Origin of the sequence: Pseudalkalibacillus sp. Hm43 (genome assembly GCF_051842935.1) — a bacterium.
Lineage (GTDB): Bacteria > Bacillota > Bacilli > Bacillales > Fictibacillaceae > Pseudalkalibacillus.
This window is the reverse complement of sequence record NZ_JBPXRR010000001.1, coordinates 2,559,895-2,583,571: the sequence shown is the minus strand read 5'-3', so window position 1 is coordinate 2,583,571 and position 23,677 is coordinate 2,559,895. Positions and strand designations below refer to the sequence as shown.

The 23,677-nt window shown below is 44.3% G+C and carries 19 protein-coding genes; 15 read left to right on the top strand and 4 right to left on the bottom strand.

The window, feature by feature from the left end:
- Positions 1-38 precede the first annotated feature (38 nt).
- Positions 39-812 (bottom strand): helix-turn-helix domain-containing protein, encoded by a 774-nt coding sequence (locus ACSVDE_RS13605; protein ID WP_439301413.1) that lies wholly within the window; start codon positions 810-812, stop codon positions 39-41.
- Positions 813-1,010: 198 nt separating this feature from the next.
- Here ACSVDE_RS13605 and ACSVDE_RS13600 point away from each other — a divergent pair, with 198 nt between their 5' ends.
- The 5 genes from ACSVDE_RS13600 (at position 1,011) to ACSVDE_RS13580 (ending at position 6,762) form a co-directional block, all read left to right on the top strand.
- Positions 1,011-2,477, top strand: a complete 1,467-nt coding sequence (locus ACSVDE_RS13600; RefSeq protein WP_439301412.1) for a sulfatase family protein — start codon at positions 1,011-1,013, stop codon at positions 2,475-2,477.
- A 13-nt stretch (positions 2,478-2,490) separates the two neighbouring features.
- A complete protein-coding gene (locus tag ACSVDE_RS13595) occupies positions 2,491-3,786 on the top strand; it encodes a hypothetical protein (protein ID WP_439301411.1) in 1,296 nt (431 codons plus the stop codon).
- Positions 3,787-3,871: 85 nt separating this feature from the next.
- Positions 3,872-4,666, top strand: a complete 795-nt coding sequence (locus ACSVDE_RS13590) for an endonuclease/exonuclease/phosphatase family protein (protein WP_439301410.1) — start codon at positions 3,872-3,874, stop codon at positions 4,664-4,666.
- A gap of 19 nt (positions 4,667-4,685) precedes the next feature.
- On the top strand, positions 4,686-5,627 hold the full coding sequence (locus ACSVDE_RS13585) for a formylglycine-generating enzyme family protein (RefSeq protein ID WP_439301409.1): 942 nt from the start codon (positions 4,686-4,688) through the stop codon (positions 5,625-5,627).
- Between the two features lie 10 nt (positions 5,628-5,637).
- Positions 5,638-6,762, top strand: a complete 1,125-nt coding sequence (locus ACSVDE_RS13580) for a Gfo/Idh/MocA family protein (protein WP_439301408.1) — start codon at positions 5,638-5,640, stop codon at positions 6,760-6,762.
- A gap of 86 nt (positions 6,763-6,848) precedes the next feature.
- Here ACSVDE_RS13580 and ACSVDE_RS13575 read toward each other — a convergent pair whose 3' ends face one another.
- Both ACSVDE_RS13575 and bglX read right to left on the bottom strand, forming a co-directional pair.
- Positions 6,849-10,196, bottom strand: a complete 3,348-nt coding sequence (locus tag ACSVDE_RS13575; RefSeq protein ID WP_439301407.1) for a GH36-type glycosyl hydrolase domain-containing protein — start codon at positions 10,194-10,196, stop codon at positions 6,849-6,851.
- A gap of 10 nt (positions 10,197-10,206) precedes the next feature.
- On the bottom strand, positions 10,207-12,372 hold the full coding sequence (gene bglX / locus ACSVDE_RS13570; RefSeq protein ID WP_439301406.1) for a beta-glucosidase BglX: 2,166 nt from the start codon (positions 12,370-12,372) through the stop codon (positions 10,207-10,209).
- Positions 12,373-12,722: 350 nt separating this feature from the next.
- Between bglX and ACSVDE_RS13565 the strand changes: the two genes are divergently transcribed.
- From ACSVDE_RS13565 to ACSVDE_RS13530, 8 genes are all read left to right on the top strand, one after another.
- Positions 12,723-13,961, top strand: a complete 1,239-nt coding sequence (locus ACSVDE_RS13565; protein WP_439301405.1) for a sugar ABC transporter substrate-binding protein — start codon at positions 12,723-12,725, stop codon at positions 13,959-13,961.
- 121 nt (positions 13,962-14,082) lie between these two features.
- The gene (locus ACSVDE_RS13560; protein ID WP_439301404.1) at positions 14,083-14,982 is read left to right on the top strand and encodes a carbohydrate ABC transporter permease; all 900 of its coding nucleotides are present in this window, start codon (positions 14,083-14,085) and stop codon (positions 14,980-14,982) included.
- A 15-nt stretch (positions 14,983-14,997) separates the two neighbouring features.
- Positions 14,998-15,828 carry a carbohydrate ABC transporter permease gene (locus tag ACSVDE_RS13555; protein ID WP_439301403.1) on the top strand — a complete coding sequence of 277 codons (831 nt, stop codon included), beginning with the start codon at positions 14,998-15,000 and terminating at the stop codon, positions 15,826-15,828.
- Between the two features lie 72 nt (positions 15,829-15,900).
- A complete protein-coding gene (locus ACSVDE_RS13550; RefSeq protein ID WP_439301402.1) occupies positions 15,901-17,559 on the top strand; it encodes a glycoside hydrolase family 13 protein in 1,659 nt (552 codons plus the stop codon).
- Entirely contained in the window at positions 17,546-18,322 is a 777-nt protein-coding gene (locus tag ACSVDE_RS13545; protein ID WP_439301401.1) for an alpha/beta hydrolase, read from the top strand. Before ACSVDE_RS13550 ends, ACSVDE_RS13545 begins: the two co-directional genes overlap by 14 nt.
- 15 nt (positions 18,323-18,337) lie before the next feature.
- Entirely contained in the window at positions 18,338-19,330 is a 993-nt protein-coding gene (locus ACSVDE_RS13540; RefSeq protein WP_439301400.1) for a LacI family DNA-binding transcriptional regulator, read from the top strand.
- Between the two features lie 72 nt (positions 19,331-19,402).
- Positions 19,403-19,579, top strand: coding sequence for a hypothetical protein (locus ACSVDE_RS13535; RefSeq protein WP_439301399.1), 177 nt, complete (start codon positions 19,403-19,405; stop codon positions 19,577-19,579).
- Positions 19,580-19,652: 73 nt separating this feature from the next.
- Positions 19,653-20,636: a nuclease-related domain-containing protein gene (locus tag ACSVDE_RS13530; RefSeq protein ID WP_439301398.1), complete on the top strand. Its 984-nt coding sequence runs from the start codon at positions 19,653-19,655 to the stop codon at positions 20,634-20,636.
- 50 nt (positions 20,637-20,686) lie between these two features.
- Here the strand turns inward: ACSVDE_RS13530 and ACSVDE_RS13525 are convergent, their stop codons facing one another.
- Positions 20,687-22,159, bottom strand: a complete 1,473-nt coding sequence (locus ACSVDE_RS13525) for a SulP family inorganic anion transporter (RefSeq protein WP_439301397.1) — start codon at positions 22,157-22,159, stop codon at positions 20,687-20,689.
- A gap of 343 nt (positions 22,160-22,502) precedes the next feature.
- Between ACSVDE_RS13525 and ACSVDE_RS13520 the strand changes: the two genes are divergently transcribed.
- Positions 22,503-22,922, top strand: coding sequence for a universal stress protein (locus ACSVDE_RS13520; protein ID WP_439301396.1), 420 nt, complete (start codon positions 22,503-22,505; stop codon positions 22,920-22,922).
- Between the two features lie 122 nt (positions 22,923-23,044).
- On the top strand, positions 23,045-23,668 hold the full coding sequence (locus ACSVDE_RS13515; protein WP_439301395.1) for a hypothetical protein: 624 nt from the start codon (positions 23,045-23,047) through the stop codon (positions 23,666-23,668).
- The last annotated feature ends 9 nt before the right edge of the window (positions 23,669-23,677 follow it).

The following is a 23,677-nucleotide window of genomic DNA, read 5'->3' as shown; positions in this document are numbered from 1 at the left end:
ATAAATAATAAAAGTAGAGGACGTCAATGTCCTCTGCCTCATTCTATAGGATTTGTCTTCACCTTAGACGGGGCTGTCCCCATCCATTTCTTGAACATGCGGTTGAAATAGGATTGATCACAGTAACCGAGGTACTCCGCAACTTCCCGGATGCTCATACGCGTATCGGACAGTAGATTCCAAGCTGTGTTGATCCGAATCTGATGTAGATATTGGATCGGCGTGACGCCAATGACTTCTTTAAACAATATGGTTACGTAATTCGGTGTGACTTCCGCAATGGAAGCAAGTTCTTCAATCGTAATGTTCCGTCTGAAATGATGAAGAACGTATTCTTGCATCTTCCTGACAATCTGTTCTTTAATCGGGGAAGCATTTCGTTCCGTTTTTTCCTGGTGGACGAGTAGGAGTAGTTCGGTGATGACATTACATGCTAGCATTTCGTAACAAGTCCTTCGACCTAGCCATTGGACAAAAAGGAAAGCGAACCGTTGTTCAAAATAAGCTGTATGACGAGGCTCAAAGCTAGATACCTCTTTCTGTTCGGTGATAATTTCCAGTCCATCGGGGGCATGACCTTCCCAAGAAAAAACAACGGTGTATTTTTTGTGAGATATGTTCACATCGTTCTTCCAGGATCGGTAGACGTTTGAAGGGATATATAAGAAATCTCCTTTTTCCAACACAACCGTTTTGCCATCAAGCGAATATCGGACTTTTCCATCCGTTACATAGACGAGCGTATTCAGCCCCCGTGATTGTTCTGTTGACCAGGTTGGCTCGACATCATGATAGACTCCATGGATTTTCATCACTGTCACTCCATAAAAAATTTAATGAATCATACAAGTATGTATGTTTTGTTTATGTTCATTGTAAGCGTTATCTTCTATTATTAACAATAAGAAATCAATGGTTTGTTTACATTTTACTGTTTGGTTGAAAGATGAAACGTCAATTTCATTAGATGATGAATTGTACAAAATCGAAATGAGAAAGGGAGATTATTCATGCGAGTGCTTTACATCGACATTGATTCATTACGACCGGACCATTTAGGTTGTTATGGTTATCACAGAAATACCTCTCCAAACATTGATCGAATTGCAGAAAGAGGGACGTCATTCACCAACTATTATGCATCGGATGCACCTTGTGCCCCGTCACGCAATGCCATGTTCAAATCCCAATTCGGTATCCATACTGGGGTGATCAACCATGGAGGATTGGAAGCCGACAACCGCCCTGTCGGGGCGAACAGAGCTTTCAACAACCACCAGTCTCCGCACCAAGCATGGGTCGACGTTTTGAGAGTGCAAGGACTCCATACAACCATCATCAGTCCTTTCCCGGGACGTCACTCGAACTGGAGTGTGTTGGAAGGTTTCCTGGAAGTACATGATACGAACAAGCAAGCGGGAGAGACTGCAGATGATGTAACGAAGGAAGCTTTAAGGTGGATCAATGGTCGTGCGACTGAAAAAGATGACTGGATGTTGTACCTCAATTTCTGGGATCCACATACCCCATATCGTACACCGGCTTCTTACGGTAATCCGTTCAAAGAAGATCCAGCACCAGAATGGTTGACGGAAGACATCATCGCTCAACATCAAGAAAGCTATGGACCAATGAGTGCTAGAAATGTACCCGCAGGCAATCAGTGGCCGGACCTTCCACAAGAAATCCGATCACGTGCAGACTTTAAACGATGGATTGATGGCTATGACACGGCTATTCGATATGTAGATGACCATGTCGGGAAGATTTTGAATGCCTTGGAAGAGCAGGGAGTGCTTGAAGAAACGACGATCATCATTTCTGCCGATCATGGTGAAAACCAGGGAGAATTAAATGTTTATGGAGACCATCAGACAGCAGATCATATCACCAGTCGAATTCCACTGATCATGTCTGGACCAGGCATACGCCGTCGTCAAGTGGACGAAGAGTTCCATTACCAGGTGGATTTAGGACCAACTTTGGTCGAAATGGCGGGCGGAAAACAACGCGGGAAGTGGGATGGACGCAGCTTCTTACCGGCATTGAAGGAAGGGAAGTCTGCCGGAAGACCATACCTTGTTGTCAGTCAGGCTGCCTGGAGCTGTCAACGCTCTGTGCGATTCGATAACTGGATGCTGATTCGAACGTACCACGATGGATTGAAGGATTTCCCTGATCTGATGTTGTTTGATATCGAAAATGACCCACATGAAACGACCAACCTGGCAGAAGAAAGACCGGATATAGTAGGACGTGGAATGGTACTGCTGGATGAATGGGTAGCTGAACAGATGGCGATTTCCGACTACCCGACAGATCCGATGTGGAATGTCATCCATGAGGGAGGACCTTATCACACGAGAGGTGAGCTTTCCATGCATGTCGATAAATTACGTAAAGAAGACCGTCATGAAGCAGCAGATCGGTTGGAAGGTCGGCATGAACAATTCCACCGCATTTACGAAAGAGTATAGGAGGCTGAAGGGTATGAGTGAAGTTACAAATGTCTATAAGAAGCTACCTGATGAAGTAAGGGCATTTTTCGATCGTCAATATGTAGATGCCTACGCGCTGTTGGACGCCTCACGCCATCCAAAGACAGGTTTGTATGCAGATGGGTTCATGACATTCGGTGACAATCCTGATTTCAGGTGTTCAATAGCAGCGACAGGAGTCGGACTGATCGGTCTGAGTGTTGCGGACATGGAAGGCTGGGATGATCAGGCCGCTGAAAAAGCGCTCGTCACATTGAAGTGTGTAATGGGTGAGGTCGATGGTTGCAAGCCTGCTCGGGATGATTCTACCGGCTTTTACGCTCATTTCGTAGATATGGAAACAGGGGAAAACCTCCATTCAGAAATATCGACGATCGATACTTCTCTATTGGTCGCAGGTGCCCTTTTTGCCGGAAATCATTTTAAAGAAACGGTACCTGAGATCCAGGAAAGAGCTTACCGACTTTTGCGTGAAATCAATTGGACTGTGGTGATTGCCGATAAGGATCAAGGCGTCATCAATATGATTGTGAAGGAGGGGGTCGGTACTGCTCCGCTCGCTTGTTTCAACGAGTATGCATTGGTCTCCTACCTTGCTTTGTTAGGTCAACCCGAGCATGAAGGTATTCGGACGCTTTGGTACGGGAATTTTGCTGAGGATCAGCTGAGTACGCTGCCACAGGTGAAGTACCGTGATATTCCGGTATTGAACGACACGAATGGCAATCATCAATCGTACCTATCGTCTTTCGTCCATCAATTTCCTTTTTTTCTCGTTCCGGAGTATGCGAAGAGTCCTGTATATAAGGAATACTTGAAAAATGCGTGCACGGCAGATCGGTTGAAGTGGAAAGAGCTTGATGATGTTCCTTCGTACGTATGGGGATATGGAGCTGGACCGAATGATGGACTGCATGGCGGTTATCATGCAGACCAGATCAACAATTCGCCGGGAGATATCGCATCCGCCTATATCGTAGCAGGCTTCTTACCCGTATACCCTGCAGGTATCCATGATCTATATGCTTTATATAAGCTCCATCTCCCATATGACAAGTATGAGAATAAGGATGATCCTGAGGATGAAAAGAAGCTTCGGGCCGCTTATCAGTATGGGTTACACCGTTATTCCTGGTGGCATTTGGAGCTTGAAAACAGATGGTACCCTACCAAGATTACATTGATTGACTGGAGCTCGATGTTATACGGATTGACTGCTTTCAAACGAGGTATGTCTTTCTTTGCTGAACGATTGACAGAAGTGGATGAAATCTCGAAGACCGTTTAAAGAGATTGCCGCATCATACAAAAAAGGATCAGCTGTTTCGATGGTTGATCCTTTCTTTATAAGACAAGTGAGAAGGAAGATTCAGATGAAAGTGATGACATTCAATATACGGGTGGATCTGCCTCAGGATGGGGAAAATGCCTGGGGTCATCGTGTCCAAGCTGTAACGCGTATGGTCCAAAAGCATCAGCCTTTGATCATTGGTATTCAGGAAGGGTTACGTCCAATGCTCGAGGATCTGGAAAGGGACTTATCTGAGTATCGATGGATCGGACAAGGAAGACGAGGTGGTGACGAGGACGAATTTTGCGCAATTTTCTATGCACACCGTGAACTAGAACCTGTGGATTCTGGACAGTTCTGGTTGTCTGAACATCCGGAAGTTCCGAACAGCATTAGTTGGAATAGTGATTTCCCCAGAATTTGTACGTGGGGACGCTTTTGTTTCAAGAAGGAACCTTCCAAAACGTTCACGCACTTCAATACCCATTTGGATCACATCAGTCAATGGGCACGAGAACAAGGGGCTCGCTTAATCGTTAAAAAGATGAAGGAACAATGCCCTCTTGAAGGGATGCCGTTCCTATTGACAGGAGATTTCAACAGCAATCCCGACAATCCGGTCATCCGCCAGTTGCGTGGGGAGTCCTCCTTATTGGAAGGGAAGGTCCATTTGAAGGATGCATACAGCTCTTTCGTCGGGTCACCGGGGAAAACCTTTCATGGTTTCCTTGGTGGGACGGAAGGGGAACCGATTGATTTTATTTTTACATCGCCTTCAATCAAGATCTTGAATACGGAGGTTGATCGAAGTACGGTGGATGGAAAATATCCATCTGATCATTATCCAGTCATTTGCACATTGAGATGGAAAGTATGAGTGAATTGGGAGGAGAAGTATGAAGAATTGTTGTGCACCTGGGCGAAAACATCAACAACAAAGTCAAAGCACCATTCAAACAACCACAAACGAGCCTTCGCTAAAAGGGATGGTTCTTCTTGAAGGTGGGTCATTCACAATGGGAACGGACAGCAAGGTCGGCTTTCCGAAGGACGGGGAAGGACCAGCACGGAAAGTGGTGCTTGACCCGTTTTATGTCGATGTTCATGCTGTATCCAATGAACAATTCCAGCAATTCATCACTGAGACAGGTTATATAACAGAGGCAGAAAAGTTCGGCTGGTCATTCGTATTCCATACATTTGTAACAGAAGAAGCGTTGGCGTCAAACCCTCAAAGAGTACCGAATATTCCATGGTGGTTGGCAGTTGGTGGCGCGACCTGGAACCAGCCTGAAGGTCCCGGTTCAGATATCTGTGATCGTATGGATCATCCTGTGATCCACGTGTCATGGCATGATGCCAAAGCCTATGCAGACTGGGCGGGTAAGAGGCTTCCGACAGAAGCGGAATGGGAATACGCTGCCCGAGGAGGATTGGAGCAGAACCTCTATGCTTGGGGGAACGAGCTTATTGTAGATGGAAAGCATCAATGTAATATATGGCAAGGCGACTTTCCGAACCGAAATACGGTAAGGGATGGGCATGCCGGTACCGCACCTGTGGATGCTTACGAGCCGAACGGGTTAGGACTCTATAATGTTTGCGGAAATGTTTGGGAGTGGTGCTCGGATTGGTTCAGCCCGAATGTACATCTTGCGAGCTCGAACAAAAATCCAAACGGTCCCGATCGAGGGCATGTCCGTTCGATGAGAGGCGGCTCGTATCTCTGTCATAAATCGTACTGTAATCGTTATCGTGTCGCTGCTAGAAGCTCGAATTCTCCCGATAGTTCAACAGGTAATATCGGTTTTCGATGTGTAGTGGATATAGAGCAATAAGGAGGCTTATATGCAGAAAACGGATGGAATGAATTATGCGCCTGAAGGAAAAAGTGAACCTGTCGTAAGCGATGGGGAGTTCAACTTTGCTGCGGTTGCCCTGGACCACGGTCATATTTATGGGATGTGTAATGGTTTGACCGAGGCAGGTGCGACGCTCAAATGGGTTTACGACCCAGACCCGAAGAAAATGGAGGCGTTTTGCAAGGTCTATCCACAAGTCAAACAAGCATCGTCAGAAGAGGAAATCCTACAGGACCCGACCGTACAATTGATTGCTGGAGCTGCCATTCCTTCGCACCGTTGTGGTCTCGGTCTGCGTGCAATGGACGCTGGAAAGCATTATTTTACCGATAAAACCCCGTTCACCACATTGGCTCAACTAGAGGCTGCACGAAGGAAGACAGCTGAAACCGGACGGATCTGGGCGGTCTATTACAGCGAACGGCTGCATGTTGAAAGTGCCGTCTTTGCAGGACAGCTCATTGAGGAAGGCGCAATCGGAAACGTCGTACAAGTGCAAGGGACGGGACCTCATCGGATCAGTACAGACAGTCGACCGGAATGGTTTTTCAACAGAGAAGAATACGGTGGAATCCTATGTGATATCGGAAGTCATCAAATTGAACAGTTCCTTTATTATACAGGCGCAGTAGATGCGCAAGTCGTCCATAGTAAAATCGGGAACTACAAGCATCCGCAGTTTCCTGAACTGGAGGATTTCGGTGATGCTTCTCTGATTGCGGATAATGGTGCCACGAACTATTTTCGAGTGGATTGGCTCACTCCGGACGGGCTCCGAACCTGGGGAGACGGGCGTACGCTTATTCTTGGGACAGATGGCTACATCGAGTTGAGGAAATATGTCGATATTGCAAGAGAAGAGGATGGCGACCACCTTTACCTTGTGAATCATGAAGGGGAAAAGCATTTTGCCTTAAGCGGAAAAGTCGGTTTTCCTTATTTCGGTCAGTTGATTCTGGACTGCATGAATGGAACGGAAAGTGCGATGAAGCAATTCCATACATTCAAAGCTGCAGAGTTGTGCCTGATTGCTCAAAGGGATGCAATACGTATCCGTCCAGGAAAGATAGATCGAGTGAACGAACAGGAGGTCTCTAGCCCTGTTGAATGAAAAAAGGCTTTCCTTTTCGAAGGAAAGCCTTTTAGATTCTAATGATTGTTATTACTCGCAATGAATGAAACAAGTCTTTTTCTTAACTACAAATGAATCGAAATCTGATTATCTGCTGCAGCAAGGTATTGATCCAGCTCGTTTAAAGGAATGGAGAAACCACCCTGGCGGTAGCGATTGGAACAAGTTTTATTGTCTACTTTTGTTCCGTTCACCAGAACGTTTTTCTCAATATTATTGAGGTAATAAACGAAAGTCACAGGGCGATTGAGAATGGTAAACTCTAAAGTCAGTCCATCCAGTTCATCTGTAAGAACGGGATCAATTATCAGGTTACCATTCTCTTGTCGGATGCCAAGCGCATTCGAGATCAGTTGATTCATATAGATACCAGGGCCGCTGGAATATATTCTCCAACCACCTTTGACAGGTACTGTGCCTTTCCTTAGCTCATCAAAGCGTTCTTGTGCCTCATATCGAGTGTTGAATTTCCCGTCTGAACTACTGAAATACGTATTGCTTTGTCGTAATTCAGCGTTCGGCACGACCTCTTTCAAGCCGATTGGATTAATAACGTCGAGCCCTTTCCACACTTCCTCAGCATGTCCCATTTTCGCCATCGCTTCAATGAAGCGGATATGCGCATGAACGTACTGCAGTCCAATCTCTCTTCCGAAGTTTGCAGCTTGCTCAGCACGTTTGAATTGTTTACTTACTCCACCTGAATAAACAGCCGGCCGATTCATCAGTCGTACGCCGTCCGGACAATACAAGTGGTCTTTAATCAAACGATAATGAGATTCAGCTTGTTCCTGAGTGAAAAGTTCACTGATGATGCTTCGATTCATCGGAATCAATCGGTAGTCGATTCCGGTTTTGGATTCTGTTGGATGAATCATCTTTTCCGGGTTGTCCTTGTTTTCCAAGTATAAGAACCCAGGGAGTACATCCGATTGAAGCAAGTGATGATCAAAGTCTTTCTTGATACCGGTTGCCAATGCTTTCATTTCCTGTGCTTCTTGAGGATCGACCTTTTCCAAAGCAATCGAAAGCTGATGGATGACTTGGTAGGTTAGGGCAACCGTCCAGCTACTGACTAAGTATTTTTTCAATTGTTCGTTCGCAGGCTGTAAAGTATCGTCCCAGTCTCCATCGTCATAGGAAGATAAGAACGTATCGTGTAAGAAATGCGCTTTGATATAGGAAACCTGTTTTCTGATATGGTCGGACAATCTCTCTTGATCCTCTGTAAATTCAAACCCTTGCTTCCTTGTATAAGGCATTTTCGTTTGTAAAATATCGTAGTTTCCGGTGGCGCGGATGTAATCACTGACCACCTTCAACGGCCAGACAATGATATCACCGTGGCTTTCATTGGCCTGGATCTTGAAGTACTTATCGAACATGAACCACTGCGGCCAACTGCCATCCTCGGCGAATTGATGGGAATAAACAGTGTGGATGATTTCACGTACAGTCTCATAGTTTTGTGTCGCCAAGAAATATTCGGTCGGACCCTGGCAAACGTCCCTTGTCCCCCAAGCGGCTCCGCCATATTGTTCAAGTCCATGAGGGACAGAAAAATGAACGAGCATATTGTGCGTATACCACCAGGAAAGCGTGTTGAGCTTTTCAATCTGGTTGTTCTTTTCTTTCGCTGATGAGAGCTTGAAACCGTTCATTACTTTCGCCAAAAATTGACGGTATTTTTCTGTCTCCTGTTTGAAGTCCTTTGGTGCAGAATCCAGATTTTCACCGTACAATGAACCGTGAATTGTAACGGTCCAATCACTTGTGTCCCTTATCTCCAAAACGGAAAGGGAAGCAGAGTTGGCCTCGAAGTCAGATGAGAAGATCGATTCATCTGTCAGTGAGAATTCCGCTCCATCCAATTGAAGACGATAGCTTAGATCCGGGAAAACCTTTGCGTTGTCGGCGTTTTCATCGGAAGTATAAAGGATCGTTTGACCCGTTTGTTCCACAACAAATGGAACTTCGTATTCATTATTGTTCATCGTCACCTGGTTCGTTAGCAAAAATCGATACGACTTCCCTTTTGAAGACTGAACCTGTAAACGGACTTCAGGTTTGTCTACTGCAGTGAAGTTGGTGATGAGGATTGTGTCGTCTTCTGTTTTGTAGAACCATCGTGTGTAATTGAACCCGATTTCAAAGAGTGATGGCATCGCTAACAGTTGAAATTTTCCGTCCTTCTCAATATAGATTCTTTGACCAGACGTTTTCAAGATGTTCAAAGCGTTCCGAGTATTCGTCATCATCTTGTTAAAGGAAGTATTACCGATAACAAGCTGTGAATTGAACACCCCTGTCATGTAAGAGGTAGTGGATAAGACATCATCTTTCAATCGATCGTTATGACCCGTCATGAGAATATGGCCATGCGGACGTTCAACAAGTTTTTCTTTTTCTTTCAAGACGACATGTTCATGTGTATCGGTGAAAAAGGAGAGAAGTTTCCCGTTCTCAATTTCCTCATGTTTACGGTGCGGGTATAGCTCGTTTATGTCCTCTTCAGACAGTTCTACTGTATGTAGTGGAGCTCCGAACTTTGGTGAAAGCGATACGTGGTCCACCTCTGTGAAAGTAGTGGCAGCTTTATTGCCGATTCGATTCCACGTAGCATTCAATTCATCTTCAAATTCAAGCTCTGTCACCGCATCCGGATGGTTTTCTTTAAACATGCCATAAAAGACAATCTGATCTTCTCCATTTAGTTGAATGCGTTCTGATTGCAAGGCGATATACGCGAATTCATATTGGTAGATTTCATTAGCCAACATCGGTTTGTGTAATGCTTTAGGTTCATTCGTCTCTCTGTAAGATGTACCGAAGAATTGGAACCCGTCTGTTGAAAAGCCTTTGACTTTATTCAGGGATCCTTGTTGTACGTAAGGGAAACCAGTACCTTGTGGTTGATTTTGGCGAGAGCAAACGACGTAACCGCGCTCGTCATGTTCATAAACGGTATGATCCGTATATTGAGCCATATATGCTTCGTTTGAACGGACAGCACCACGATCCGCTAATCCGAGATCCTGACCATAAATGAGATCTACCTCAACTCCTGTTCCATTCAAATTCACATCCCAGAACCAGATACCTGCATCCGTCAAGGTAAACAACACTTCATATGAGATGTTCTCGACTGAACCGCTCCACTTGATTTGATCTTCCGCAACGAACATCTCACTGTCCGATTGGATTCCTGTCAACGGATACGACTTGATGGCGTCCGGTCGGTGTATTCTTAAATAAAGATTGTTCAATGAACCATCGATTGGATTGGTCAGGATTTGATTGATCATCGTTGAAGAGTGGGAACATTGAAAAAGGTCCCCGCTCTTCAAGAATGTGAATGTTAATGCACCATTCTGTATTTCATATTTCTGTTTATATGTTGTTTTAATAGACATCAAAACACCTCTATTTTACAAGTTTGAAAGGATGTGCACTTACATCTCTGCTGTTTGACCCGATATAAGCTGTAAAGTCGCCGGCATCACTGTCAAACGTTAAATCTGGATGATAGTATCGTAGTTGTTCTTCAGATAAGGTGAATGAAAGTTGCTTTGTCTCACCAGGTTCGATCATCACTTTTTGGAAGCCTTTGAGTTCTTTGAGCGGTCGAACGACTTCTCCTGTGATATCTCTTACATACAACTGCGCGACCTCTTCACCTGCTATTTTTCCAGTGTTCGTCACTTCCACTGACACTTCGATCGGTTGACCGGGCTGGACGACATCACTGGATAATGAGACCTTGCCATACTCGAATGTCGTATAGCTTAATCCGTAGCCGAATGGGAAGAGCGGTTCATTCGGGATGTCGAGGTATTGGGAAACAAAACGCCCTTTCGAGTCAGGAGCTACCTGAGGCCGCCCCGTATTATAACAATTGTAATAGACTGGTACTTGCCCGACAGAGTAAGGGAATGACATCGTCAAACGTCCTGAAGGGTTCGCATCTCCGTATAGAATGTCCGCAACTGCCGCTCCACCTTCTGAACCTGGATACCAAGCTTCCAGCACAGCATCGGTTTGATCGACGACTCCGTGCAAGTCCAGGGGCCGCCCATTGAACAGCACGGCGATCATAGGTTTATCTTGAGACTTTAACGCTTGGATTAAATCCAACTGTGCTTGGGGTAGGCGGATATCTGCTCGACATCCAGCTTCACCACTCATATACGAATCTTCCCCTAGAGCGAGTACAATGACATCAGACTTTTCAGCCACCTCAATCGCTTCATCGATTTGAGACTGTGTAATTTGTTCAATATCACTGCCCTTTGCGATGGTAAGGAGAGAAGAATCGATTTTTGATCGGAATCCTTCACTTACTTTGACAGCATCCTCTCTTGAACCAATCCAAGACCAGGGACCGAGCAGATCATCATGTTCAGCGAATGGTCCAATCAATCCGACTTTCTTGTCTTTTTGTAATGGTAAAATACCTTCATTTTTCAGTAGGACAGAGGATTTGATCGCCAATTCCTTTGCTGCCTGACGATGAGAAGCAGAAAAGACGAGTTCCTTTTCCAGTTCTTCATTGGCACCGCGTGTAGGATTTTCGAACAATCCTAATTTATGCTTCAACTCTAAAATTCGTAAAACCGCTTCGTCGATAATGGACTCATCGAAGGCACCTTCTTCAATCAGTTCTTTTGCATGATGGACGTAGCACGTCGTCATCATTTCAATATCCACCCCTGCACGAAGGGCTTTTAATGCAGCGTCCTTTTGATCCGCAGCATATCCGTGATCGATTTGTTCCTTTACAGCTCCCCAGTCGGAAATCATGACACCGTTGAAGTTCCACTCTCCTCGCAGGAGATCACGCATCAATTTTCTATTCCCTGTAGCTGGAATGCCATCTAGTATATTGAAGGCCGTCATGACCATTTCGCATCCAGCGTCTAGTGCAGCCTTGTAGGCTGGCAGGTAAAATTCGCGGAGTTGCCGTTCAGACATATCCACAGTATTGTAATCCCGACCCCCTTCAGGAGCGCCGTATGCTGCGAAATGTTTAACACAAGCGGCAACTCGGCTATGGTCATTGCTCAAATCTTCACCTTGGTAACCTTTTACAAAAGCTTTGGCAAATTCGCTGTTCAAGAATGGATCCTCACCGGTTGATTCCATCACTCGGCCCCAACGAGGGTCTCTAGCTAGGTCGACCATAGGGGAGAAAGTGACATGTACGCCTGAAACCGCTGCTTCTTTTGCTGCTATTTCAGCACTTTGTTCGGCTAACTCTAAATCCCAGGAACAACCGATTGCTAAAGGTACCGGGAAAATGGTTTTATAACCATGGATAATGTCCGCCATGAATAATAGTGGAATGCCGAGTCGGTTTTCTTCTAGATGAGCTTTCTGGATATCCTTTGTCGTTTTTGCTCCTGAAGCTCCCAATACAGAACCACTATTCAAGGCTACATCTTCCTTGATTCCCATCTCAGCCATCGGTCCTGTGATCTGACCTTCATTGGATGCGCCTTTATAAAAAGGAGTTGCTAGCTGTATCAGTTGAGCAATCTTTTCATCTAAAGTCATTTTAGAAATGAGTGAAGTATACGGCTCTTTGCTCATGTTTTTCCTCCTAAAGTATTCAACTGGTGTTTTTCGAAACGTTTCAATATTAATTTACAATGGATTATAAGCGCTTTCGAAAAAGGAGTCAAACGCTTAAGTTATCATATGGAAAGATAAAAACCTTAATATTATAGGGTTTATACATGAAATACTGAATTTTATAAAAATTTTTTCTCATTAAATATTGAAAGCGGATACATCATTGACTATAATCAATGTATCGAAACGTTTCAATCAAGTTGTTTCAACTCGATTGGTCTCCATTGAAAATGAGGAGCGAAATGTCAGTCAACGTGTTTTTTTATGATGGATGGAATTTAAATAATAGGGTCAGAAGGGAGTAATGGATGATGATGCGTAAGAGAACATTCTTGTTATTCTTAGTCTGTATTTTATCCGTTTCAGCTTTGTTAGGAGGTTGTTCAAACGGATCTGGAGATGATGAGAATACCATCCAAGTGTGGGCAATGGGTGAGGAAGGTAAAAAACTGGACGAAATCGCCAAGAAGTTTGAAGAGGAAAATCCGGATATCAAGGTCAAAGTACAGGCGATCCCTTGGGAAAATGCGCATGATAAATTATTGACTGCTGTTGCTTCTCAGAAGGGTCCGGATGTTGTTCAATTAGGAACAACATGGATGTCTGAGTTTGCAGATGCAGGAGCGTTGGTCGATTTGACGGAACATATGGATGACTATCCTGAGTTCAAACCTGAAAATTATTTCGATGGTGCTGCACAAACCATGAAATATGAGGATCAGATCGTCGGCGTTCCATGGTATGTGGAAACAAGAGTATTGTACTACAGATCCGACCTTCTGAAAGAAGTCGGTTACAACGAACCACCGGCAACCTGGGATGAGCTGAAGGATGCATCTAAGAAACTAGCGGATCGCGGGGATAAGTACTATGGATTGGATATTGATCGGAACGACCAGATCATGCCATTCATTTTTGCATGGCAGAACGGATTTGAATTCGATTTGGACAAGCAGAATCTGAATCTGGATAGTCCAGAATTCAATGAGGCGATTCAATACTATACAAGTTATTTCGAAGAAGGAATCAGTACGACGGCAGAAGGAATGGACATTGTCCAATCCTTTAAAGACGGTGTGAAACCTATGTTCTTCAGTGGACCATGGATGGTGAACATCCTGAATGATCAAGCACCTGACCTTGAAGGAAAGTGGTCCATCACGACTATGCCGAAGAAAGAACAGGTTGCATCTAGTATCGGTGGTTCCAACTTCTCCATTTTCAGCAGCTCAGATAAAGTGGAAAAATCTTTGAAATTCATCTCTTATATGAACGACGTGGATACACAGATTGAATGGTTTAAAATGTCCAATACACTCCCATCAAGAGTAGAGGCTTGGGAAGATGAGACACTTAAGAAGGATGAGAAGCTTGCGGTATTCGGGGAACAACTGGAGACGGCAAAGGCATCACCTCAAATCCAGAACTGGGAAGTCGTTGGACAAGAATTACTGAATGCCATTGAAAAAGTGACGGTCGGGGATGCAGATGTGGAAAAAGAATTGGACAAGTACCGACAAAAAGTAGAAGAATCAATGGAAGAGTAGTATTTGCATGACTTGATAAGAGCTAATAGTGGAGTTGCAGGTATCCAGAGAGGATGCCTGAACTCCATTTTTTCGAAACAACGAAAGTATTGTGAGTACAGTTTCAGTTAGGTGGGGTATTATGGGCAATGGCTTCAAACGGCTTTATCATGATCGACATCCGTTCATGTTCATTGGACCTGCAGTCTTGATTTTAATTGTCTTCAGCATCATACCGATATTCGTCGCATTTATCATCAGCTTTACAGACCTGGATCTGAAAGGATTAGCCAACTGGTCGAATATCAGTTTCATTGGAACAGAGAATTACAGAGAATTGTTTTCCGATGAAGTGTTTCACAAGTCGATCTACAATACATTGTTTTATGCCTTGATCGGTGTGCCTCTTGTCATCGTTTGTTCATTAGGAATCGCTTTACTTTTAAACTACGGTTCCAACTTGCTTTTCCGGTTTTTCAGAGGAGTCTATTACATGCCCTCGATTACGAATATCGTAGCGGTTGCCGTCATCTGGGGCTATTTATACAACACGGAATATGGGTTATTCAACTATATATTATCGCTTTTGGAAGCAGGGAAAGTCCCCTGGTTGGAAGAGCCGACGATTGCAAAGCTTTCCTTGATCGTGCTTGCTGTTTGGAAGGGAATTGGAATCAATATGATCATTTTCCTTGCCGCGTTGCAAGGCATTCCGCAATCGTACTATGAGGCAGCGAAAATAGATGGTGCAAACCGCTTTCAAATGCTTTTCAAAATCACTATTCCATTATTGCGATATGCCACCTTCTTCGTCACGATCACGACGCTGATCGGATGGCTGCAATTTTTCGAAGAACCGTTTGTCATGACGGATGGTGGCCCATTGAACGGTACGATCTCGATGGCTCTATTCATCTATCAAGAAGGTTTCCAATACAGTGAATTCGGATATGCAGCAGCTGGATCGTTCGTCCTTTTCATCTTCATCATCGTGGTGACGCTCGTCCAGTTCAAATTCAGAAAATCGGATACAGAGTACTAGATTGAGGTGAACGATATGGAATCGAATACGATCAACAAAAAAATTGAAAAATCAATCGTCAGCATCCTTCTCATTATCGGCGGGATCCTCGTGTCCATTCCGTTTTTCTGGATGATTGCCAGCTCATTCAAACCGTCAGGGGAAGTGTTGATATTCCCTCCGACTTTGTTTCCGGAGGATCTGACTTTAGAAAATTATCTGAACTTGTTTGAACGGTTGAACTTTGGAATCTACCTTCGTAACACGCTCATCATAGTGCTTTTCTCATTCGTCGGGCTATTGTTGAATGCAATGGCGGGCTATGGGTTCGCAAAGTATAAATTCAAAGGACGGGAACCGATCTTCTACATGGTCCTGGCTACGATGATGATACCTGCCCAAGTGACCATGATACCGGTTTATTTGATTTTGAATGAAATGGGTCTGACGAATACGATGGCCGGAATCGTGTTACCGGGATTAGCGGTAGCGTTCAGCATTTTCTTGTTCAGACAGTTCATGACGACGATCCCTACAGATTTGATTGAAGCAGCCCGGTTGGATGGCGCAGGTGAATTTTATATCTTTTTCCGACTGATCATACCGATCGCCAAACCGATTTTCGCCGTTCAAGGGATTCTTACCTTTATAGGGGCTTGGAACAGCTTCTTGTGGCCACTGATCATCGCGAATGATGAAAACCTGTATACGCTATCCGTCGGATTATCGTTGTTGCAAGGTCAATATGCAAGCAACTACGGTTTGCAGATGGCTGGAGCAGCTTTCATGGTCGTGCCGATCATCATCATATTTTCCTTCTTCCAAAAATACATTGTCGAAGGATTTACGATGTCGGGGCTCAAATAATGCATCGCTTGTGGAGTCAAGATCATATTGACTCCACTGTTGGCTCATTCCGTTTATTAGTAGGAGGTACGTATGGAGAGAGAATGGTGGCATTCGTCAACGGTATATCAAATCTATCCTCGCAGCTTCAAAGACAGCAATCATGATGGTGTCGGGGATCTCCGTGGAATCATAGAAAAACTGGATTACCTTGCAGAGCTGGGGATTGATGTGATCTGGTTAAGTCCTGTGTATGAATCACCGAACGACGACAATGGATATGACATCAGTGATTATTACAGCATCATGGATGAATACGGATCGATGGAAGATATGGAGAACTTGATTCAGGAGGCACGAGCGAAGGGAATCAAAATCATCATGGATCTCGTCATTAACCATACCTCTGACGAACACCCATGGTTTGTGGAATCGAGGAAATCGAAGGATAACCCTTATCGGGATTATTACATTTGGCGGGATGGAGAAGATGGACCGCCGAGTGATATCGGCTCCGTTTTCAGTGGCTCTGCCTGGGAATACGATGAGCTGACTGGACAATATTATTTCCACTTGTTCAGTAAAAAACAGCCGGATCTGAATGTTCATAATCCGGAGGTCCGGGCAGAATTGCACAAAATGATGGACTTCTGGCTGGCAAAAGGGATCAGTGGCTTCCGGATGGATGTCATCGACTTGATTGGAAAAGAAGTTGATGAGAAGGTCTTGACGGATGGACCCCAGCTCCACCCTTATTTGCAAGAGATTCATGAGAAAGTGCTGTCAAAGTATGACGTTATGACAGTTGGTGAAACGCCCTCTGCAACGACAGAGACAGCCAAATTATATACCGCACCAGATCGTCATGAACTAGATATGGTCTTCACTTTCGAGCACATGTCCTTGGATGAAGAAAAGGGACAGGGGAAGTGGGCATTAAAGCCACTCGATCTCAGTGAGTTAAAAACTGTGCTGAGCAAGTGGCAGACCGAGCTCCACGGCGAAGGATGGAACAGTTTGTATTGGAACAATCACGACCAACCACGCATTGTATCCCGGTGGGGTAATGATCAGGCATACAGGGTTGAATCTGCGAAGATGCTCGCGACTCTTTTACATCTGATGCAAGGCACGCCTTACATTTATCAGGGTGAGGAGATCGGAATGACGAACATCCGATTTGAAAACATCGAAGAATACAAAGATATCGAAACGCTCAACATGTATAAGGAAAAAGCAGAACAAGGGACCGCCCATGAGGAAATCATGACCTCCATCTATGCAAAAGGAAGAGATAATGCCCGTACCCCTATACAGTGGAATGTTACGGAAAGCGCTGGTTTTACAAATGGGAAGCCTTGGATCCAAGTGAATCCCAACTATGAAGCGATCAATGTGGAGAAAGCACTCGAGGATGAGCAATCGATTTTTTACCATTACCAAAAATTGATTCAGCTGCGAAAAGAACGGGATGTCATCGTTTTTGGAAAATATGAATTGATTTGTGCAGAACATGAAGAGATTTTTGCTTACACACGACAGCTTGGCGATGAACGGTTACTGATCGTGGTGAATTTCTATGATGGGCATCCGAACTTCTCGTTACCGAAAGGGATTTCCTATGCGGATGCTGAATTAGTCATTAGTAACTATGAAGATTCACCTATAAGACCGGATGAATTTGACTTAAGACCTTTCGAAGCTGTCGTCTATTCGTTGAAAGGATCAGGTGATGAGAATGGCGCATATTAAATGCGATTTCTTTTCAGAGGCGTTAGAGTGTTCGGCTTCTATCCATGTAATCATGCCGCAGCAGCCAAGTTTGCTGAATAAAGATCGAGTTGAGCAGGAGAAATATCCGTGTCTCTATTTATTACACGGGCTGTCGGATGACCATACGATCTGGTCACGATTCACTTCCATAGAACGTTATGCATCCTCTCTCGGTATTGCGGTCATCATGCCGGCGGTCGGACGCAGCTGGTATACGGATATGGCGTATGGACAGAATTATTTTACGTATATCAGTAAAGAGCTTCCAAGGTTCGTGCAATCGATGTTTCCGGTATCAGCGGCCAGGGAAGATACGTACATTGCTGGATTGTCAATGGGTGGATACGGTGCGTTGAAGACGGCAATGCGTTATCCTGATAAATATGGGATGGCTGCGAGTCTTTCAGGTGCCGTGGATATGGCGGAGAGGATAGCGGATTTTAAGAATGATTTTCCTGCGATCTTTGGTGATCGAAAGGTAAGAGGGAGCGAGGATGATCTATTTTATCTGGCGGAAAAATTGTCGGAAAGCTCTGCACCGAAACCTTTCCTCTATTTGAATTGTGGAAGGGAAGATCATCTGCATGCTTCCAACCTTCGATTCCGCGACCATTGTGAACGAATCCAGCTGGATGTCCTCTATGAGGAATTCCCTGGTACGCATGAATGGGGATACTGGGATGAACATATACAAAGAGTTTTGGGGTATTTTTTTAAAGATAAATCAATAATGAGTAAGTAGTAGGATGTGAAAGGTATGGCAACAATCAAGGATGTAGCAAAGCGTGCAGGAGTAGCTGTTTCTACAGCTTCTTACGCTTTGAACAACATTAATAAAATCAGCCCAGAAACCAAAAAGAAGGTCATAGAGGCTGCGAGAGAATTGAATTATTTAAAGAACGGGATCGCTTCTGATCTGAAGCGGACAAATACGAATACGATTGCACTCATTCTGACAGATTTATCAGGTCCGTATTATTCAGAACTGATCAACGGGGTCCAAACCGTCGCCATGTCGAACGGGTACGACTTGATTGCGTGTAATTCGATGGGAGATGCCCAATCGACTGCAGTCAAATTCATAAGGGAAAAACGGGTCGATGGCGTCATTATTCTAGCGCATAACATTAGTGATGAAACGATCCTGGAGTCAGCTCGCGAAGGTTTTCCTATTGTCGTATTGGACCGGAAGCTTGATGACGAACACATTCTTCAGGTAGAAGTCGATAACTGGCAAGGTGGTTTCATTGCGACGGAACATCTGATTAAGCAGGGACATCGGAAGGTGGCCTATATCAGTGGACCGAACAATTCACATGACAATGACTTAAGATTTAATGGCTATAAAGCAGCCCTGGAGAAATATGATCTGCCTTATATTCCGAAGTGGAAAATCTCTGGAGATTTCACGCGTGAAAGCGGCTATAAGGCGACGAAAATGCTTATTGCACAGAATGATCTCCCTGAAGGGGTATTTTATGCGAATGACGAAATGGCGATTGGTGGGATTCAAGCGTTCAATGAGAAGGGAATTGAGATTCCTGGGGACATCTCGATCGTCGGATTCGATGATATTCAGTTGTCAGAGTTCGTTTCCCCACCATTGACAACGATCCGTCAGCCGAAGTATGAGGCAGGAGCACTAGCTGTTCACCTCATTTTCCAGAAGCTCTCCAAGGAACAAGTAGAACCTTATTACAAGCTCACGACCGAGCTGGTGGAGCGGAAATCCGTAGCAATACGTAAGTGAATTTCTGATAAGGAGCCTATCGCCCGAGTGGCGATAGGTTTCTTTTTTAGTTGAGAAGCGGGGCGATATGACGTGACGTGGAAGTGGGTCGTAAACGTGCATGAGTGGGTCGTAAGTGCGGAGAAGTGGGTCAATATATGTGTGGAGCGGGTCGTAAGCTCGCGGAAGTGGTTCGATACACGGAGGGAGTGGGTCGATACGCTGAAGAAGCGGGGCGATACGCGAGAAAAGTGGGGCGTAACCTCTTAAAATTCATCCCTCAGCAGGGTTTTAGAGTGCAATATAGAAAGTACTACTATTCAATTAGGAAAGGGATGATTTTTTGACGCAAAAAATCTACTTTAAAAATCTAAAAATCGAAAAATTAGATGCATTAACAAGAAGGTTGAAGGACAATCATCCTGCTCGAGCAAAATTGGAATCCTGGTGGGATTCCAGTAAGTCTGGCGAATGGGGAGAACGGAGTTTAGATTACTACTTAAGCTTTCTAAATGAAAGTTCCTACCTCATCTTTGATGGTACTCGTTTATCGGGTGGGAGGTATTATTTTCAAATGGACACACTACTTGTCCATCCGTCGTTTATCATCATATTTGAAGTGAAAAACTTAGCAGGAACATTGATATTTGATACGGATCACAATCAGCTCATCCAACAAATTGAAGACAAGGAAGTGATCTATAAAGACCCGATTCAGCAAGTCGAACATCAACATTTTCAGCTTACACAGTGGTTGTTGAAATACAACTTCCCAGATCAGATCCCGATACAGTCTTATGTCGTCATTGCGAATGAAAGAGCGAAAATCGTATCTAGAAATAATGAAACATTACTCGCCAAAAAAGTTATTCGGAATACTAAAATACTGAATACAATAAACGATCTCCATCACATTCATAAAAAGCAGGTACTTCGTAAAAAAGACCTTCAGAAATTGAAAGATTTGATCATCCGATTGCATACTCCTCATAACCCTGATCTTATGACCAAACTAAACATCCGGAAGGAAGAACTGCTAACCGGAGTCCAATGCCCCCAATGTTTGGAAATCCCCATGAACAGAGCCCGAAATAAATGGATCTGTCCTCAATGTAATACAACCTCTACCAATGCCCACATTAATGCGCTCCGAGACTATTTCATCCTTTTTGAAGAAGAGATCTCAAACAAACAAATGAGAGACTATCTCCACATACAATCCAAAACAACATGCCAGCGATTCATTTCCTCACTTAAACTTAACCCCCAAGGAACCTACAGAAATCGAACTTACCAACTTCATTCTCTATGGCCTAACAAATATTAATATACAAAAAAAGGTGCGAAACCTTTTGGCTTCTGCACCTTCATTCTAAATTAATGATTCGCGATATTCGCGCCTGTTTTATTGTAAACCGCAAGCTTGTTGACCAACTTGTGGCTGTCGGCATTCAACCCGATGATTTTAACGGGTACGCCGTTCTGTTTGTATTTCAAGACGATCTTATCGACAGCTCCGACGGCTGAGTCATCCCAGCAGTGGGCGTGCGTAAAGTCGACTATGACTGTATCGACGTTTTCTTTGAAGTCGAACTTCGATACGAAGTCTGTTACAGAAGCGAAGAACAGTTGCCCTCGCACTTGATACGTCTTCGTATTGATGTGATCTTCCATTTTCGTATCGACATGTACTTTGGAAATCTTAGCGGCAAAGAAGATTGCGCTCAAGATGACTCCGGCTATGACACCTTTGGACAAGTCGTGCGTAAAGACGACGGTCACAACGGTAACGACCATTACTGAAGCGTCTGTCTTCGGCATCACGTGCAATTTCGTCAACGAAGACCAGTCGAAGGTTCCGATTGAAACCATGATCATGACACCGACGAGGGCAGCCATTGGAATTTGTACAAGTACATTGTTGAAGACGAGAATCAATAGCATGAGCACAACACCTGCGACGAGCGTAGAGAGTCTTCCACGCCCACCGGATTTTACGTTGATGACGGATTGTCCGATCATCGCACATCCAGCCATACCACCGAAAAATCCAGCAACGATGTTCGCAGCTCCTTGACCTTTCGCTTCTTTGTTTTTGTCACTTTCCGTATCTGTCATATCATCAACGATTTGTGCAGTCAGAAGTGACTCAAGCAAACCGACGATGGCTAATGCAAAGGAATACGGGAAGATGATTTGTAATGTCTCGAAATTCAATGGAATTTCAGGAATCAAGAATAACGGTAACGCTTGGGTAAGTTCCCCCATATCACCGACAGTCCGTACACCAACGCCTGATGTAATCGCAATGATTGTCATGACGATGATCGCAATCAGTGGAGATGGGACTGCTTTCGTAAATCTCGGTAAAATATAAATGATGGCTAAAGCTCCGGCAACCATCGCATACATGACCCAAGTTTCTCCTACAAAATGAGGAAGTTGAGCCATGAAAATCAAAATCGCAAGTGCATTGACGAATCCGACCATAACGGATTTAGGGATGAATTTCATCACTTTACCCAGCTTTAAAACACCCATCAACAGTTGGATGACACCAGTCAAAATCGTCGCGGCTAATAGATATTGTAGACCATGATCGGCAACTAACGTCGTCATCAGGAGCGCCATCGCACCGGTCGCTGCAGAAATCATTCCTGGACGACCACCTACGAAAGCAATCACAACTGCGATACAAAACGATGCGTAAAGACCTACCATCGGATCGACCCCAGCAATGATTGAAAAGGCAATGGCTTCAGGAATCAAGGCTAATGCAACGACAATACCCGCAAGGATATCCCCTCTGATGTTGCCAAACCATTCTTGTTGTAATTTTTGTACGTTCAAAAGTATTTTGCACCTCTCTCTTTCTTCTTTATAAAGTTTAAAAATTCTAGCTTCAGCACCATGTGCATCAGCTTCTCAGAAATGACTTTCAACTCTCATGAAAGTCGGGGCCGTTGTGAACATACGGATTATAACATCGTTCGTAAAGGAAGGATAATCGCAGGAAAGCGCGTACTTAATTCTTTTTCTCTCATTTTCGACATTATGCTCCTTTATGGATGCCAATCTGATAAATTTAAAATTAGGAGATAAATGGGATATTGTTGAGCAATTGTAAATTTATTAAAAAAGTGAGAAAATTAAATCAGTTAGAAGTAATGGGGTTGAAGTGAGGAGGACGACGATGTTTAGACAAATACTATTAGCTTCAGATGGATCCGAACATGCCATCCGGGCAGCGGAAAAAACACGTGCAATTGCAGAAAAGGATGAGGATGCGAAAGTGACGGTTGTGTATGTCATTGATGGTGCAACCTCGAAATCCGATGTCCTTTCAGAGGGCAGTAGGGAAGCGATCGAAGCGAAACGGAAGCTGCGTCTGCACCATACAGAAGAAATTTTACAAAACAGTCGTATCGCCTATGAAGTGAAAGTGTTGAAAGGCGAGCCAGGACCTACCATCGTCCAATTCGCGAATGAAAATCCGTATGATCTAGTGGTCATTGGAAGTCGTGGCCTGAATACATTTCAAGAAATGGTTCTAGGCAGTGTCAGCCATAAAGTGGCCAAGCGGGTTCAATGTCCAGTCATGATTGTTAAATAGCTTTCCACATGTTGGGAGCCAGTGTGTCCCACGGCTACAATTTGAGATGTATGAGCGAATCGTTTTAGTTAAAAAGGGTACTAAATATTAAAGTCCAAATAAAACGATAGAGGGGAATGGCTATGCATCCCACACCTCAACATTTAACGAATCAAGTTTACATCCAATCGGACCGGCTGATTCAGAAGCCTGAGGAGTATACACTGATTGGAAAGGGGAGAAGTGCTTTCGTCTTTAGGGATGAAAGGACGAACCACGCCGTCAAAATCTTCTTCACTGAATATGAACACCTAGCAAAACAAGAGGCTGACATCTATGCAAAGTTGAGCGGCTCACCCTTTTATCCGAAGGTATATGAAGCCGGACATAATTACATTGAGATGGAATATATCCAGGGATACACGTTCTATGAATGTCTGGAAAAAGGCATATGCATATCAGACGAAATGATCGAGAAAGTCGATGAGGCCTTGGAATTTGCACGCTCGAAAGGGCTCAACCCGTCTGACATCCACCTGCAAAACCTGATCCTTACTTATGATGGAGAAGTGAAGGTGATTGATGTCGTCCGATTCACACAGGACAAAGCGTGCCGTCAATGGGACGATTTGAAGGAGGCGCATCAGCGCGTCTACCAAAAGAAACTTTTCATGAAAAGGGTCCCGAAATTCTTCATTGAACTTGTTAAATTCTATTATAGAAGAGTCGTCCTCCCATTGAGGATGTTTCGAACAAACCGACCATAAAAAAGGACT